The organism is Actinoplanes sp. CA-142083 (genome assembly GCF_050942195.1).
GTDB lineage: Bacteria > Actinomycetota > Actinomycetes > Mycobacteriales > Micromonosporaceae > Actinoplanes.
In genome coordinates this window covers 4,992,295-5,007,670 of record NZ_CP192076.1, presented here as the reverse complement: position 1 = coordinate 5,007,670, position 15,376 = coordinate 4,992,295, and the positions used below count along the sequence as shown (strand labels likewise).

The window sequence follows — 15,376 nt, the reverse complement described above, 5'->3', positions numbered from 1 at the left end:
AATGAGAACACGCCACATAACCCTCTCCTTGATCGCCGCCGGATCCCTCGCGCTGACCGCCTGCAGCGCCGGCAGCCTCGGCTCCAGCGATGACGAAGGCGGCGACGGCAAGGTCACGCTCACCTACCTGGTGGACAACCAGCAGGAGACGCTGAAGGTCGCCGACCAGCTGGTCAAGGACTTCACCGCGAAGAACCCGAACATCACCGTCAAGGTGGAGAGCCGCCCGCAGGGCACCGACGGCGACAACATCGTCAAGACCCGGCTGTCGACCGGCGACATGACCGACGTGTTCGCCTACAACTCGGGCTCGCTCTTCCAGGCCCTGGCGCCCGAGAAGAACCTGACCCCGCTCACCGACGCCGAGAACATCGGCAACCTGGACAAGAACTTCGCGACCACGGTCACCGCCGGCGGCAAGGTCTACGGCGTGCCGATGGGCGGGTTCATGGCCGGCGCGATCCTCTACAACAAGGACGCGTACGCGAAGGCCGGCCTGCAGGTCCCGAAGACCTGGGACGACTTCGTCGCCAACAGCAAGAAGCTCAAGGACTCCGGCGTCGACCCGGTGATCCAGACCTACGGCGAGACCTGGACCTCGCAGCTGTTCGTGCTCGGCGACTTCGCCAACGTGCTCGCCGCCGACCCGCAGTTCGCCGAGAAGTACACGGCCAACCAGGCCAAGTACGCCACCACCCCGGCGGCGCTGGCCGGCTTCCAGCACCTGCAGCAGGTCCACGAGCTCGGCTACGCGAACAAGGACTTCGCCTCGGCCAAGCTCACCGACGGCCTGCGCTACCTGGCGCAGGGCAAGGGCGCGCAGTACCCGATCCTGTCGGCCATGCTCAGCCAGCTGATGGCCGACAACCCGGGCAGCGAGAACAAGATCGGCCTGTTCGCCATCCCCGGCTCGGACGCCGCGAAGAACAACCTGACCGTCTGGGCCCCCGGCGGCGTCTACATCCCGACCACGACGACCGGCGCCAAGCTCGACGCCGCCAAGAAGTTCGTCGCCTACATCGCGACCGTCGACGGCTGCAACTCGCAGACCAAGGCCACCCAGCCCACCGGTCCGTACGCCGTCAAGGGCTGCACGGTTGGTGACAGCGTTCCGCAGGCCGTGAAGGATATGCAGACCTACATCGACGCCGGCCAGTCGAGCCTGGCGCTCGAGTTCCTCTCCCCCGTCAAGGGCCCGGCGCTCGAGCAGATCTGCGTCGAGGTGGGCTCCGGCATCCGCAAGGCCGACGCGGGCGCCAAGCTCTACGACGAGGACGTGAAGAAGCAGGCCCAGCAGCTCGGGCTGTCGGGCTGGTAGGAGATTCGCCCGTGGCAACCACCACCGTGACCCGGCCCGCCAAGACGCGCAGCAATGGCGCCTCGGCGGGCCGGGTGCGGGCCAAGAGCCCGTACCCGAACTGGTTCTATGTTCCGGCCGCCGTGATCTACGGCGTGCTCTTCATCGTGCCGACGCTGATCGCGTTCTACTTCAGCCTCACCCGGTGGAGCATCTTCGACTCGAAGTTCATCGGGTTCGACAACTACGTCACCTTCTTCAAAGAGCCCGCCCTGGTCAGCAGCCTCTGGCACACGCTCGTGTACGCCGTGGTGACCTCCGGCCTCAAGGTGGTCCTGGGCCTGCTGCTCGCGGTCCTGCTGACCTCGCAGATCGTCGCCCGGGGCTACCTGCGCTCGGTCGTCTTCTTCCCGGTGCTGGTGTCCACGATCGGCGTGGGCCTGACCTTCACGGTCCTGATGAACCCCGAGAAGGGCCTGATCAATCAATCGTTGGCCACGATCGGTATCCAGGGACCTGGCTGGCTGACTGATCCGTCATACGCGCTTTTGTCGGTTGCCCTGGTGGATGTCTGGAAAGGCGTTGGGCTCGCCACTCTCATCTACATCGCCGGAATTGTCTCGATCCCGCAGGAGTACTTCGAGGCGGCCCGCGTCGACGGCGCGAGCGCGTGGGACAGCTTCCGCAACATCGTGCTGCCGCTGGCCCGGCCGGCCACGGTCACCGTCATCACGCTGTCGCTGATCGGCGGCCTGCGCTCGTTCGACCTGATCTGGGCGATGACCCGCGGCGGACCCGGCTTCACGTCCGACGTCATCGCCTCGGTGATCTACAAGCAGTACCAGGCCGGCTTCTACGGCCTGTCGACGGCCGGGAACGTCGTCCTGTTCATCGTGGTGACGGCGATCGTGCTGCCGCTGTCTCGCTTCCTCAACCGCAAGGAGGTCGAGCTGTGACCGTTCTGTCGTCCCGCCGCCCGCGGAAGAACCTGCTGCTCTCGATCGTCGCGATCCTGTTGTCGATCATCGTGTTCCTGGTGCCGTTCGCGTTCATCCTGCTGACCGCGGTGAAGGACCACCAGCAGGCGTCGCTGCTCGACTTCAGCTGGCCGCACCAGTTCCAGTTCGTGCAGAACTTCGTCGACGTGGTCCAGGCCCGCGACTACATGCTGATCATCGCGTTCATCAACAGCACCATCCTCACCGTCACCAGCGTGACCCTGATGGTGGTCCTCGGCGCGATGGTCGCCTTCGTGCTGCAACGGCGCAAGAGCCGGTGGAACGGCCTGGTCAACGCCCTGGTGCTGGCCGGCCTGATCATCCCGCCGGCGGTCGTGCCCACGATCTGGGTCCTGCAGAAGCTGGGCCTGTTCCGGACGATGCCCGGCCTGATCCTGATCGAGGTGGCGTTCGGCCTGTCGTTCGTGATCCTGCTGTTCCGCGCCTTCATCGGCACGATCCCGCGGGAGCTCGACGAGGCCGCGATCATCGACGGCGCCGGCCCGATGCGGCTGTTCTTCCGGGTCGTCCTGCCGCTGCTGCGCCCGGTGATCATCACTTCGATCGTGGTGCAGTCGGTCTTCGTCTTCAACGACTTCACGAACCCGCTGTACTTCCTGCCCGGCGACCAGAACGCCACGGTCCAGCTGACCCTCTACAACTTCTCCAGCCAGTACTCGACGCAGTACAACCTGCTCTTCATGAACATCCTGCTGATCACCATCCCCCCGCTGATCATGTTCCTGTTCTTCAACCGCCAGATCGTCGCCGGCATGACCGCCGGCGCCATCAAGGGCTGACTTAAATCGGAGGAGCTCCCATGGTGCGTCCGTTAGCGTCGCACCCATGGAGAGCCCGATCTTGCGCACCGACCGCCTCGAGCTCCGCCCGGTGCGCGACGAGGACATCGACCGCATCCTGGAGTACCGCAACCGGCCCGAGGTCACCCGCTGGTTGCTGCGCACCGAGGTCGACAAGGCCCACCTGCTCCAGCGGTGGCGGCTCGCGGCCGAGGACCCCGACGACCACGGCGTGGCGGTCACCCTCGACGGCGTCGTGATCGGCACCGTCTCGCTGACCGTCAGCGACGGCATGGGACAGCCCGGCATGCCGCCCGGTACCGAGGCCGAGATCGGCTACATCTTCGACACGGCCTACGGGGGCAAGGGTTACGCGACCGAGGCGGCGACGGCGATGCTCGCGTACGGCTTCGGCCGGCTGGGCCTGCGCCGCATCACGGCCGGCTGCTACGCGGACAACCACGCGTCGGTGCGCATCCTGGAGAAGTTGGGCATGCGCCGCGAGCAGCACGGCATCGGCGACTCGTGGCATGCCGAGCTGGGCTGGGTCGACGGCTACACGTACGGCTTGCTCGCCACCGAGTGGAGCTCGACGGAGATGTTGCCGCGGGTGGCCCGGGAGTAAGGGCAGACCTGGTGTGCCGCCTCGGCGAGCTGCTCGGCGGCGCCGGGCGCGACGTGGGGCAGATCGAAGATCAGTTCTACCGCCAGGCCCAGGGCGTCCTCCCCCTCGTTGCCGATGCTGACGCGGGCGGTGACGGTGGAGTCGGTGACGTCGGCGCCGGTCTGGCGGGCGACCAGCCGCAGCGCGCTGTGGAAGCAGGCGGCGTAGCCGGAAGCGAAGAGCTGCTCCGGATTGGCGCCGTCGCCGGAGCCGCCGAGCGCGGGCGGCATGGCGAGGCCGAGATCGATGCGGCCGTCGGAGGTGGCGATGTGGCCGTTGCGGCCGTCGCCCGTGGAGACGGCCTCGGCGGTGTAGAGCTTCTTGGTGAGCATGCACTCAGCGTATGAAGCTCACGAACCGCTCTGTATGGCACTGCGTCTCCCTTTCATGTCCGATCGTCTCGCCATGACCTAGTGGGCGATACGATCTGGCGATGGACGTGCTCAGCGACGCGATCGGGGTCATGCGGGCGGGCCGGCCGCATTCCGCCGAGATCCGCAAGCGCGCGCCGTGGGGCGTCCGGGCCGCGCCCTTCTCGGGATCCGGCTTCCACGTGGTGCTGGAAGGGACGTGCTGGCTGATCCCGCCGGAGGGCGAGCCGATCGGGCTGGGCGCGGGCGACGTCGTGTGCCTGCCACACGGGTGCGGGCACGCGCTGGCCGACAGCCTGTCGACACCGGTCGTGGGCGCCCCGATCGCCGCCCTGCCCGAGATCAGGCCGACCGCCGACGCCGGCGCGGGGGCTGAGACGGTCCTGCTGTGCGGCGCCTACACGCTTGACCAGACGCGGCCGCATCCGCTGTTCGAGGAACTGCCCGAGGTGATCCACCTGCCGGCCCGCCTCGGTCGCCGCTCGCCGCTGCACGCCGCCGTCAACCTGCTCGGCGACGAGGTCGCCAACCCCGACCAGGGAAGCGGAGCAGTGGTGTCGGCGCTGCTGGACATGATGCTGCTCTACATCCTGCGGGCGTGGCTCGCCCAGGAGAGCGACGGCGGGTGGGCGGCGACATTGGGCGACCCGGTGATCGCCGCGGCGCTGCGCCACATCCACCAGGAACCCGCCCGGCCGTGGACGGTCGAGGACCTGGGCGCGACGGCCGGCCTGTCGCGGGCGGCCTTCTCCCGCCGGTTCACCTCGCTGGTCGGCAAGCCGCCGCTCGGCTACCTGACCTGGTGGCGGATGACCCTGGCGGCGCAGCTGCTGCGCGACAGCGACAAACCGGTGCAGTCGATCGCGCAGCGCACCGGGTACACGTCCGAGTTCGCCTTCGGCAAGGCGTTCAAGCGCGAGCTCGGCGTGTCCCCCGGCCGGTACCGCCAGACTTCGCGTAGGTAGTTGCGGCGATTGGGTATTCCTGAGATATGCGGGCTTTGCGGGTCGTCGCCGGGGTCATGGCGCTGTCGGTTGCCGGGTGCGGGCTGGTGCCGGCACCCTCGGAGGAACCACGCCCGCAGAAGGCTTCCGACGTGGTGACCAAGTCGCTGGACGATGTCGAGCGGTACTGGCAGGGGCAGTATCCGAAGATCTCGGGCGGGAAGAAGTTCCAGCCGGTCACCGGCGGGTTCCACCCGTACACGGAGAACTCCACGCCGCTGGAGTGCGGCGGGCAGTCGGCCGGCTATCAGCCGAACGCGTTCTACTGTCCCGACGGCGATTACATCGCCTGGGACGCCCAGAACCTGATTCCGCAGCTGCAGGAGGATTACGGGCCGTTGCTGCTCGGGGTGGTGATGGCGCACGAGTACGGGCACGCGATCCAGGCCCGGCTCGGCACCACCGATCAGCAGACCGTGGTGCTCGAACAGCAGGCCGACTGCTTCGCCGGGGCGTGGCTCGCGGACGTGCAGGCCGGGCGTTCGACGGCGTTCAAGAAGCCGACCGCGGAGCAGCTGGACGACACGGTCGCGGGCATCCTGATGCTGCGCGACCAGCCGGGCACGCCGGCGGTGGCGGAGGGGGCGCACGGGAACGCGTTCGACCGGATCCGCGCCTTCCAGGAGGGCGTCCAGCAGGGGCCGGCGAAATGCGCGGGCTACGAGGCGGACAACCTGCAGGTCACCGAGGTGCCGTTCAGCACCCAGCAGGAGGCGGACAGCGGCGGCGACCTGCCGTACGCGGACGCGGTCAACCTCCTCGCCCAGGACGCGCAGGCGTACTGGACGCGGACCTTCCCCGACATCACCGACGAGCAATGGCAGCCGATCCGGGTCGTCGACTCCGGGCAGGCGCCGGACTGCGACAAACCGGACGCCGCGGTCGAGGATCAGGCGTACTACTGCCCCGAACAGAACTTCATCGCGTTCGACACCGAAGGGCTCGGGCCACAGCTGTACGACCGGATCGGCGACTACGCGGTCGGGATGGTCTTCGGCGATCTCTTCGCGCGAGCCGTGCAGGACAGGCGCGGGGAGTCCACGACCTCCAAGGCGGGCCAGCTGACCGTCGACTGCCTGGCCGGCTCGTGGACCAACGATCAGCTCACCGGCGACAACAAGGACCAGCGGATCCGGCTCTCGCCCGGGGATCTCGACGAAGCGGTGGCGGCGCTCCTCGCATACGGGAAAGCGGGAAACGGCGGCCCATCGGCGTTCGACCGGATCTTCGCGTACCGGAAAGGGGTTTTGGAAGGCACCGGCGTCTGCGTCTGAACCTAGCTCTCGCCGACACGGGGTCGGGGAATCGCAAGCGCCGCGGGCGCGCGATGACTGAGCAGGGCGGCGACCAGGCCGAGCAGGGCGGTCACGACGATCGCGTCGAGCCAGTAATGGTTGCCGGTCACGACGACGACCAGCAGGGTGATCGTGGGGTGCGCCAGCCAGAGCCACCGGTACCGGCCCTTGGTCGCGGAGATCAGCGCGATCGCGACGGCAAGGGCCCAGCCGACGTGCAGGGAAGGCATGGCGGCGTACTGGTTGGTGAGGGTGTCGGTGCTGGGTGAGCCGTAGACGGCGGGGCCGAAGAGATGGCCGGTGTCGACCATGCCGACGGCGGTGAGCATGCGCGGCGGGGCGAGCGGGAAGAGCAGGTGCACGACCAGGGCGGCGGCGGTGAGCCAGGCAAGCAGGCGCCGGGTCGGGACGTAGTGCTCCGGGCGGCGCAGGTACAGCCAGATCAGGGCGGCCGCGGTGGCGGGGAAATGGACGTACGCGTAATAGCAGTTCGCGATTTTGATCAGCCACTCGTGGGCGATGACCGTGTGCTGAAAGGTGTACTCGTCCGGGAGGTGCAGGAAGCGCTCGAGGTTCCAGACGTTCTGCGCGTTCGTGAGGGCTTCGCCGACGTGGCCGTCCGCCGCGAGACGGCCGACCTTGTAGGCGAGGAACAGAACCACTACCAGGAGCACCTCATAAAGAGCCCGTCGCAGCCTTTGTCCGGATTTATTCGGTACGGCCGGAGCGTCGTTCTCCTGAAGCAGGCTCATCGCGCGCGTCTCCCCCCGGTCTGGGCTGTGCGATCCGAACGGGACAGCGCAGGCGTCCTGGTCGTGCCCGATCACCGCTCCGCTTCTTCTCGCCGGAAGATCGAACTGGCGATCGGTCTGCGATCTTCCCAGATGCCCGCAACCTCGGGGTATGACCTCCTTCACCTGCGGGTTGTGCGTCGTTAACCTGTGACCTGGCGGGTTGCGTTCTTACTCTTTCGGGCGGACTAATCCCGATTTGTCGGTCGAATCGGACGCATGATCGGCGTGGCTAGACTCAGCCTCGTGCCGGAGATCCTCGAACTTCTCGCGTCCCCGGTTCACCGTTTCGGCGGGCGACCCAGCGACGGCCCGGCGCCCGCTCCCCCCGGTGAGCTGGTGGCCTCAGTGCGGATCCGGGCCGGCCTGGGAATCGTCGGCGACCGCTACTTCGGCCGGCCCGCCCACCGCGACGCGAGCATCACCGTGATCGACGCCGCCTCGTTGCTAGCCGCTTCCTCGCTGTCCGCCGCTTCCCCACAGCCCGCCGCTTCTCCGCTGCCCGCCGCTCCCCCACAGCCCGCCGCTCCCCCGCTGCCCGCCGCATCCCCGCTGCCCGCCGCATCCCCGCTGCCCGCCGCATCCCCGCTGCCCGCCGGCGCCGGTTTGCTGGCCGTGCGCCGCAACATCCTGCTGTCCGGCGTCCCGGTCGACGACCTGGTGGGCCAGATCCTGACCCTCGACTCCGGCGACGGCCCCGTGCGGCTCATGGTCAACCGGAAGGCACACCCCTGCGCCTGGATGGACGTCACAGTAGCCCCCGGCGCCTGGAAGGCCCTGCGCGGCAAGGGCGGGGTGCGCTGCACGCCCCTGGACGACGGCGTTCTGCGGGTCGGTCCGGTAGTGGCCTCGGTGCACCCGCCGCTCCCCGCCTGAGGCCTCGCCCCTTTCCGATCTTGATGATGTCCCGCTCGCCTTTTCTGCCCTCGGCAGATCACCCTTCTCCCGGGTCGGGGCCCCGCATACGGTCGAGCCCATGGACGTCGTAGAGCTGCTGCCCGAGCTGGTCATGTTCCGCTTCCCGGTCGGACATGCCTACCTGTGGCGCGACCCGTCCGGCCTCACCCTGATCGACACCGGCGTCCCCGGCTCCGCCCCAGCGATCGCCGCCGCCCTGGAGGGCCTGGGCCACCAGGCCACCGACGTGCGCCGCATCCTGCTGACCCATTACCACGGCGACCACACCGGCTCGGCCGCCGAGATCGCCGGCTGGTCCAACGCCGAGATAAACGCCCACCACCTCGACACCCCGATGATCCAGGGCGAGGCCGAAGGCCCTCCCCCGATCCTGGTCGCCGACTGGGAGCGCGAGTTGTACGCCCAGGTCCACGCCAACACCGACACGACCACCCCGATCGCCCCCGTCAAGGTCGACCACAAGCTGGACGACGGCGACCAGATCGACCTGGGCGGCGGCGTGACTGCCGTCTGCGTGGCGGCCCCCGGCCACACGCCCGGCAGCGTCTCTTTCCACCTGCCCGCCCCAGGCGTCCTCTTCACCGGCGACACCATCGCCCGAACCCCCGACGGCACGGTGATCCTGGGCGTCTTCAACTACGACCCGCCCACCGCGGCCGCGTCCCTCCACAAACAGGCGGCCCTAGCCCCACGCATAGCCTGCTTCGGCCACGGCGACCCCCTAACCGAAAACACAGCCGCCGCCCTGCACGCCACCGCCGAGGCGCTATAGCCCAAACCCGCAGCTCACAGCGGAGGAGCACCGCTCCACCCCAAGTTCCATAGCCCCGACGGCCCAGCAGCCGCCGTCGCCCCGGCCGCCGTCGCCCCCAGCCGCCGTCGCCCCCAGCCGCCGTCGCCCCCAGCCGCCGTCGCCCCCAGCCGCGGCCCGGCCGCCGTCGCTTTGCACCCGACCGGAAACGGAACACAGCTCCGCCTCCACCCCACCGTACCTACGTCGGGGCCGACGGCACCGATCGCTCGTCCACGCACCTGTCCCCCGTCGCGATCGTGATGACTTGGCGCACGCCCCGAACACCAGCTCATCAACCCCCGCCAGCCCGATCCCGCGCCCCAAACCGGTCGCCTGGCGCTGGCTGGCGCGCGGCTGGCGGCGAGCGGCAGGCAGCGAGGCGATCATGGCGACTTGCCGCGCGGAGCGAACGCCAGCTCATCGACGATGACTTGGCGCACGCCCCGAACAGCAGCTCATCAACGCCCGCCGGTCCGCTCGCGCGCCACGCGAACCGCGAGCCGGGCGCCGGGTGCGAACACGATCATGGCGACTCGCCGCGCGGAGCGACGGCCCATCGTTGATGACTTGCCGCACGGAGCGAACGCCGGCCCATCGACGATGACTTGCCGCACAGAGCGAACGCCAGCCCATCGACGATGACTTGCCGCACGGAGCGAACGCCGGCCCATCGATGATGACTTGCCGCGCGGCCGTAGCGAACGTCGGCTCATCGATGATGACTTGGCGCACTGAGCGAACAACAGCTCCTCAGCGCTCGTCGGCGCCACGCTCACCCACCTCGCGACGGGCAGCGGGCGGCGGGCGGCGGGCAACGGAGGCGTTGGGGGGTCGGAACGGTGGTCGGGGGCGGCGGCGGGGACGGTGGTCCGGGGGCGGCGGCGGGTAGGGGTCGATAAGATGCGGAGATGCATCTAGGGGTGGGCTGATGGCTGGGGAGACTCGGCGGCGCGGGGCTGCGCTTGAAGAGGCGCTGCTGGAAGCGGCCTGGGAAGAGCTCACCGAGGTGGGGTATGCGCGGTTCACGGTGGAAGGGGTGGCCGCGCGGGCGGGGACGAGCCGGCCGGTGATCTATCGGCGGTGGCCTCAGCGGGCCGAACTTGCCATTGCGGCTGTGCAGCACTTCAGCCGTAGCGAGGCGATTGTCGAGGCGCCCGACACCGGGTCGTTCCGGGATGATCTGGTCGCTGTGCTGAAGGACGTGTCGGGGCGGCGGTCGGCGCTGATCACGCTGTTCAGCGTGCAGATGGGCGAGTATTTCGCGGAGACGGGCAGCAGCCCGGCGGAGTTGCGGGAGCAGTTTCTGGCGGCCCGGCAGCGGCCGTTCGGGTTCGACCGGGTGCTGGATCGGGCGATCGAGCGCGGCGAAGTGGATCCCGCGAAGCTGACGCCCCGGGTGCGGGCGCTGCCGGGGGATCTGCTGCGGCACGAGCTGTTGATGACGTTGCGCCCGGCCTCCGAGCAGGCGATCGCGGAGATCGTGGACGAAATTTTCCTGCCGCTGGTCAGGAAAGCGCGTTGATCAGCTGAGTCAGGCCGGCCGCGAGGCGGTCGAGGCCGTCGTGGAAGGGGCCGCCGGGCTCGGTCATGTAGCCGTCGCGGCGGATCTCGATCATCAGGGACGAGACGCGCCGGTCGCGGCCGTAGAAATCCAGCGGGACGTAGGTGCCGGCGAACGGGGAGTTGACGCCGGTGAGAGGGAATGCCGCCTCGGCGGCGGCGACAAGCCAAGCCGGCGTGTGGTCCGGGTCCGTGCCCAGGCATACCGCCGGCCGGGGGCCAAGACCATGCATCTCGTACGGGAGACTCGCGCTCGGATAGGAGTGGACGTCCACGATGACGCAGCGGCCGGCGGTGGCGCACCGGTCGGCGGTGAGCGCGGCGAAAGCTTCCGAATACGGACCGAAATGCGTTTGTAAAAGGTTCTGATCCCGTACGGAATCGTCGTCACGAAGCTTGCGGCCCGCGAAGCCGTGCGTATAGACGGCGCCCATGCCCACCGCCCGCATTTCCTCGCGCTCGTCGGGGAAACGTTCCGGATCGACGACCAGCCGCGACCATCGGTTTTCGAAGATCCAGGGGGGCACTTTCGCGAAACTTGCCGCGCGATGAGCAAGGACATCCGTGTGGGCGTCGGTGAGGTTGTCGAGCTCCTCGGTCACGGCGGCATCGTCGACGAGCAGGCTCGAGCGTGCGGCAGCGGTGATGGCGCGGGAGGCGTGCGGCACGTGCAGGATCACCGGAGACGACGCGGCGCCGGGCGAGATTTCGAAGATCATTATTAGGGAGCCTAGCGTTTAGCTCGCTACGGATGAGGTTCGCCGCTTCGATCGCCGCTGATGATTTCGCTGGACCCCTACGAGAAAGGATCCAGCGTGAGCGCCATGGATGTGCCCGCAAGAAGGGCGCCCGCCGCGGCCGGGGCATCCGCCGCCGCGAAACCCAAAGCCATTCACTACATCTCGTGGATCGCGCTGGCTCTGATGACCACCAGCTCGGTGGCCAGCCTGCGCGCCGCGCCGACCATGGCCGTGTACGGCCTGGCCTGCGTCTTCCTGTACATCGTGCCGGCGATCGTCTTCCTGCTGCCGACCTCGCTGGTCTCGGCCGAGCTGGCCTCGGGCTGGACCGGCGGCGTCTACAACTGGGTGAGCCAGGGCCTGTCGAAGCCGATGGGCTTCCTAGCGGTCTGGTGCCAGTTCGCCATGACGATCTTCTATTACCCCAGCCTGCTGGGGTTCGTGGCCAGCACGCTGGCCTACGTGATCAACCCGGATCTCGCGTCGAGCGGCCTCTGGACCGCCATCGTGATCATGGTCTGTTACTGGGCCGGTGTCTGGGTGTCGTCGCGGGGCACGGGATCGGTGGCGGGCCTCGCCAGCGGCGGCCTGATCATCGGAACACTGATCCCGGGCGTCGTCCTCGTGGTGCTCGGCATGGTGTTCCTCGGACAGGGCAACGAGTCGGCGGCGCCGATGGGGGCCGGGAACTGGTTGCCGGCGTGGGCCGGCCTGTCCAGCCTCGTGCTGATCGTGAACAACTTCCTGTCGTACTCCGGCATGGAGATGAACGCGGTGCACGTCGGCTCGCTGAAGAACCCGGCCAAGGAGTTCCCGAAGTCGATGTTCCTGGCCATGGGACTGGTCCTGGTCATCTTCATCCTGCCGGCGCTGGCGATCAGCTGGGTGGTCCCGGCCGACCAGCTGTCGCTGACCGCGGGCGTCATGCAGGCGTTCGACGCGATGTTCGGGCAGTTCGGCTGGAACTGGCTGACCCCGATCGTCGGCATCATGCTGGTGGCGGCGTCGCTGGGCGGTATGCTGACCTGGCTGGCCGGCCCGTCCAAGGGCCTGCTGCTGATCTCCCGCAAGGAGGGCTACCTCCCGCCGTTCCTGCAGAAGCTCAACAAGCACGGCGTGCAGCAGAACATCCTGGTCACCCAGGGTCTGGTGACCACCGTGATCGCGCTGGGCTACGCGTTCATCCCGGACGTCTCCAGCGTGTACTGGATCTTCTCGGTGATCACCACGCAGGTCTACCTCATCGTCTACCTGCTGATGTTCGTGGCCGCCGTGCGGCTGCGCCGCAACCAGCCGGACCACCCGCGGGGCTACAAGGCGCCGATGCTGGTCGGGCTGTGCGGGGTCGGCTTCGCGGCCTCCCTCGCGGCGCTGCTGATCGGCTTCGTCCCGCCGTCGCAGTTCGGCGGCGGCAGTCCGGCCCTGTACGTGGTCATCGTGGCGGTGGGCGCCCTGGGCCTGGGCCTGCTCGTGCCGTTCCTGTTCTACCGGGCGCGCAAGCCCTCGTGGAAAACAGCCGACGCGGATGAGGCGGAGGTGGCGCAGTCATGATGAACACCCACACCGAGCGGCGGGTGACCTACATCGTCCTCGGCCTGTTCTTCCTCGGATTCATGGTCGTCGGCGTGGCGATCTTCAACTCCAACAAGAAGAACCAGGCGGCCATCGACAAAGCCAGTCAGCTCAGCCAGGAGCTGGCCGCGGCGGGGCTGCCGGTGCCGGAGGCACAGCAGATCTACAACGTGCTCGGTGACGACGGTGGCGCGGTCTGCGCGGCGCCGGCCAACGCGCTGGTCAAGTCCATCCTGTACGGCCAACTCAGCAACGGCGCGGCGGGACCGGGACAGCGGCCGATCATCGCGGACAACAAGGCCTTCCAGGGCATCTCGCTGATCATCAAGGTCTACTGCCCGGAGGAGGCGGAGGACTTCCAGCAGGTGATCGACGATCTGAAGACCGCGGACGTCGCGGCCTGATCCGCACCACGAATTGACGGGGAGGGCGGTCTCGCCCTCCCCGTCATTTCTGCGTCACTTCCGCCAGCGCCACGTCCCAGGAACGCATCCGCCGGCGGTCCAGCAGCCGGATGAAGAGCAGCCTCAGCAGGGCCAGCGCGGCGGCCACCAGCAGCACGGCGACCACGGCCGGCTCGGCGGCGCTGGTGGCCGGGCGGCGGCGCGGAGGCGGAGCGACCACCGCGCCCCTCTCGTCCACCCAGATGGCCTTCCAGGTCCCCGCCGCCGCGGTCGCACGGGCCGCGATCGGGCCGGTCCGCGGCGAGCCGTCGGGGGCCTTCCAGCGTGCTGTGGCGGTGCCCTGCACGGGTTTCTGTTGCAGCACCGCCCAGACCTCGAAGCGGTGCGCCCGCTCCCAGGCCGCCGCGCGCGCCTGCTCGCGGTAGGCGGAGCGACCGGCGGCCACGGACGACATGCCGCCGGCGATCAGCAGCACGACGAGAAGCACGGCGTTGAGCCATGCCTCGACACGATCGGACCGGCGGCGGAGCGGGTTGCGGTCCCACCCCAGCCGCCGCAGCAGTCGGCGCACCCGTGCCTCAGCAGGTGTCGCGCATCGCGTCGCCGAGCGCGGTGACGCTGGCCATGAGGGTGTTCAACGCGGAGCGGATGGCGCCGATGTTGGTGTCGCTCGGCGTGGCCCGGGCGGCTTCGATGCTGGCCTTGAGGATGTCCAGGTTGCCCTTGACCTCGTCGGCCTGCTCGGACCACTGGCCCTTGGCGTCGGTGACCAGCTGCTGCACGTCGGCGCGGAGCTGGTTGAGGTTGGTACGGAGCTGGGAGAGGCCGTTCTCGGCCACGTTGGTCTCGCGGACATGCTGCGCGGAGAGCTGCGCGGCGGCGAGGCTGTCGCAGAACGCGGGTGTCGACTCGCTGCCGCACCCGGCAAGCGACAGGGCGCCGAACACGGCGGCCGATGTGATGATCGCTGTCGTGCGTCGCATGTCATGAGGATCGTCGGCAGCCCCGCCGGTCACGTCACCCCGGCCGGATGAGGTATGCGGGGCGGCGCGGGCGGGACGCTGACCGGGACCCACGAAGGGAGCTCTTCCCATGGCCATCGGACCGGTCCAGCTCATCGTGCTGGGCTTCACGCACCCCAACTTCCACGGCGAGGTCATCGCCGAGCTGGAGCGGCTCCGCGCGAGCGACGCGATCCGGGTGATCGACGCGCTCGCCGTCTACAAGGACGCCAAGGGCGAGGTCGAGGTCGAGCACCTCAGCAACCTCACCACCGACGAGGCGATCGAGCTGGGCAGCAAGATCGGCGCCCTGGTCGGCCTCGGCATCGAGGGCGAGGAGGGACTCGAGGCGGGCGCCATGCTGGGCGCGGCCGCGGCCGAGGACGGCATCGAGGTCTTCGACGAGGAGGCCGCCTGGGACGTCATCGGCGAGATCCCCGACGACAGCGCCGCCGCGCTGCTGCTGATCGAGCACCACTGGGCGGTGCCGCTGCGCGACGCGATCGCCCGGGCCGGCGGGTTCCGGCTCGCCGACGCGTTCATCAGCCCGCTCGACCTGGTCGGCATCGGGCTGGTCACCGCCGCGGAGGCGGCCGAGCTCGACTCGCTGGAACGCACGAAATGAACACCTTCATCCTGGTGCAGGGCGCGAGGATGCGCGATGTGCTGGTGGGCGCCGCGTTCCAGGCTCAGGACGCCGCCGAGCTGATGGTGTCCGGGGTGCGCTACGGCGTCTCCCGGCCGCTCAACGGGATCAAGGCGCAGGAGCGGATGGAGGAGATGGCGTCGCGCGGCGCGGCCGAGCGGGAGAAGGCCCAGCGCCGGGCCGCCGCCACGCTCGACGCGGCGATCACCGCCATCGCCACCTCGGCGGTGGTGAACAAGATGGTCGACGCCCAGGTCCAGCGGATCCTGCGGCCGCTCGTGCGGGACATCCTCGACGACGTCCTCGCGCTGCTGGAGAAGGAGCCGGACCGGGTCCAGTCGCTGATGCGCGGCCAGCGGGACACCATGGTGGACGAACTGGTCGGCCGGATCCGCAGCGGCGCGGCGGCCGGCGACGACGCGGTCGACCGGATCACCACCCGGGTCCTGCGCCGCGACGCCTGACGCGGGTAAGCAGGTATTTCGAAGATCGAATCACCCCCTGCGGATGAGGCAGTCACCC

At 69.0% G+C, this 15,376-nt stretch carries 18 protein-coding genes; 13 read left to right on the top strand and 5 right to left on the bottom strand.

Annotated features, from left to right (window positions below; genetic code table 11):
- Position 1: 1 nt before the first annotated feature.
- The 4 genes from ACQPZX_RS22880 to ACQPZX_RS22865 are packed head-to-tail and all read left to right on the top strand — an operon-like array spanning position 2 to position 3,720.
- A complete protein-coding gene (locus ACQPZX_RS22880) occupies positions 2 to 1,318 on the top strand; it encodes an ABC transporter substrate-binding protein (RefSeq protein WP_433383991.1) in 1,317 nt (438 codons plus the stop codon).
- 11 nt (positions 1,319 to 1,329) lie between these two features.
- On the top strand, positions 1,330 to 2,253 hold the full coding sequence (locus ACQPZX_RS22875) for a carbohydrate ABC transporter permease (RefSeq protein WP_433383989.1): 924 nt from the start codon (positions 1,330 to 1,332) through the stop codon (positions 2,251 to 2,253).
- The gene (locus tag ACQPZX_RS22870) at positions 2,250 to 3,095 is read left to right on the top strand and encodes a carbohydrate ABC transporter permease (RefSeq protein WP_433383987.1); all 846 of its coding nucleotides are present in this window, start codon (positions 2,250 to 2,252) and stop codon (positions 3,093 to 3,095) included. The genes ACQPZX_RS22875 and ACQPZX_RS22870 overlap by 4 nt, the downstream gene beginning before the upstream one ends.
- 46 nt (positions 3,096 to 3,141) lie before the next feature.
- Positions 3,142 to 3,720 (top strand): GNAT family N-acetyltransferase, encoded by a 579-nt coding sequence (locus tag ACQPZX_RS22865; RefSeq protein WP_433383985.1) that lies wholly within the window; start codon positions 3,142 to 3,144, stop codon positions 3,718 to 3,720.
- Here ACQPZX_RS22865 and ACQPZX_RS22860 read toward each other — a convergent pair.
- Positions 3,651 to 4,091 carry an organic hydroperoxide resistance protein gene (locus ACQPZX_RS22860; RefSeq protein WP_433383983.1) on the bottom strand — a complete coding sequence of 147 codons (441 nt, stop codon included), beginning with the start codon at positions 4,089 to 4,091 and terminating at the stop codon, positions 3,651 to 3,653. The two genes, ACQPZX_RS22865 and ACQPZX_RS22860, sit on opposite strands and share 70 nt — an antisense overlap.
- A gap of 101 nt (positions 4,092 to 4,192) precedes the next feature.
- Between ACQPZX_RS22860 and ACQPZX_RS22855 the strand changes: the two genes are divergently transcribed.
- Complete coding sequence (locus tag ACQPZX_RS22855) at positions 4,193 to 5,095, top strand: AraC family transcriptional regulator (protein WP_433383981.1); 903 nt, start codon at positions 4,193 to 4,195, stop codon at positions 5,093 to 5,095.
- A gap of 26 nt (positions 5,096 to 5,121) precedes the next feature.
- Complete coding sequence (locus ACQPZX_RS22850) at positions 5,122 to 6,408, top strand: neutral zinc metallopeptidase (RefSeq protein ID WP_433383979.1); 1,287 nt, start codon at positions 5,122 to 5,124, stop codon at positions 6,406 to 6,408.
- Between the two features lie 2 nt (positions 6,409 to 6,410).
- Here the strand turns inward: ACQPZX_RS22850 and ACQPZX_RS22845 are convergent, their stop codons facing one another.
- On the bottom strand, positions 6,411 to 7,181 hold the full coding sequence (locus ACQPZX_RS22845; protein WP_433383977.1) for a phosphatase PAP2 family protein: 771 nt from the start codon (positions 7,179 to 7,181) through the stop codon (positions 6,411 to 6,413).
- A gap of 285 nt (positions 7,182 to 7,466) precedes the next feature.
- On the opposite strand from ACQPZX_RS22845, the gene ACQPZX_RS22840 reads away from it, so the two are divergent.
- From ACQPZX_RS22840 to ACQPZX_RS22830, 3 genes are all read left to right on the top strand, one after another.
- Positions 7,467 to 8,096 (top strand): molybdenum cofactor biosysynthesis protein, encoded by a 630-nt coding sequence (locus ACQPZX_RS22840; RefSeq protein ID WP_433383975.1) that lies wholly within the window; start codon positions 7,467 to 7,469, stop codon positions 8,094 to 8,096.
- A 100-nt stretch (positions 8,097 to 8,196) separates the two neighbouring features.
- Positions 8,197 to 8,910 carry an MBL fold metallo-hydrolase gene (locus tag ACQPZX_RS22835; RefSeq protein WP_433383973.1) on the top strand — a complete coding sequence of 238 codons (714 nt, stop codon included), beginning with the start codon at positions 8,197 to 8,199 and terminating at the stop codon, positions 8,908 to 8,910.
- Between the two features lie 949 nt (positions 8,911 to 9,859).
- The gene (locus tag ACQPZX_RS22830; protein WP_433383971.1) at positions 9,860 to 10,453 is read left to right on the top strand and encodes a TetR/AcrR family transcriptional regulator; all 594 of its coding nucleotides are present in this window, start codon (positions 9,860 to 9,862) and stop codon (positions 10,451 to 10,453) included.
- Here ACQPZX_RS22830 and ACQPZX_RS22825 read toward each other — a convergent pair.
- Positions 10,437 to 11,210 (bottom strand): N-formylglutamate amidohydrolase, encoded by a 774-nt coding sequence (locus tag ACQPZX_RS22825; protein ID WP_433383969.1) that lies wholly within the window; start codon positions 11,208 to 11,210, stop codon positions 10,437 to 10,439. The two genes, ACQPZX_RS22830 and ACQPZX_RS22825, sit on opposite strands and share 17 nt — an antisense overlap.
- Before the next feature lie 105 nt (positions 11,211 to 11,315).
- On the opposite strand from ACQPZX_RS22825, the gene ACQPZX_RS22820 reads away from it, so the two are divergent.
- Positions 11,316 to 12,782, top strand: a complete 1,467-nt coding sequence (locus ACQPZX_RS22820; RefSeq protein WP_433385388.1) for an APC family permease — start codon at positions 11,316 to 11,318, stop codon at positions 12,780 to 12,782.
- Positions 12,779 to 13,207, top strand: coding sequence for a hypothetical protein (locus tag ACQPZX_RS22815; RefSeq protein WP_433383967.1), 429 nt, complete (start codon positions 12,779 to 12,781; stop codon positions 13,205 to 13,207). The genes ACQPZX_RS22820 and ACQPZX_RS22815 overlap by 4 nt, the downstream gene beginning before the upstream one ends.
- Positions 13,208 to 13,250: 43 nt before the next feature.
- Here the strand turns inward: ACQPZX_RS22815 and ACQPZX_RS22810 are convergent, their stop codons facing one another.
- Positions 13,251 to 13,778, bottom strand: coding sequence for an Rv1733c family protein (locus ACQPZX_RS22810; RefSeq protein WP_433383965.1), 528 nt, complete (start codon positions 13,776 to 13,778; stop codon positions 13,251 to 13,253).
- Positions 13,779 to 13,785: 7 nt separating this feature from the next.
- Entirely contained in the window at positions 13,786 to 14,190 is a 405-nt protein-coding gene (locus tag ACQPZX_RS22805; protein ID WP_433383963.1) for a hypothetical protein, read from the bottom strand.
- Between the two features lie 109 nt (positions 14,191 to 14,299).
- Here ACQPZX_RS22805 and ACQPZX_RS22800 point away from each other — a divergent pair, with 109 nt between their 5' ends.
- Both ACQPZX_RS22800 and ACQPZX_RS22795 read left to right on the top strand, forming a co-directional pair.
- The gene (locus ACQPZX_RS22800) at positions 14,300 to 14,833 is read left to right on the top strand and encodes a hypothetical protein (RefSeq protein ID WP_433383961.1); all 534 of its coding nucleotides are present in this window, start codon (positions 14,300 to 14,302) and stop codon (positions 14,831 to 14,833) included.
- On the top strand, positions 14,830 to 15,318 hold the full coding sequence (locus tag ACQPZX_RS22795; protein WP_433383959.1) for a hypothetical protein: 489 nt from the start codon (positions 14,830 to 14,832) through the stop codon (positions 15,316 to 15,318). The genes ACQPZX_RS22800 and ACQPZX_RS22795 overlap by 4 nt, the downstream gene beginning before the upstream one ends.
- The last annotated feature ends 58 nt before the right edge of the window (positions 15,319 to 15,376 follow it).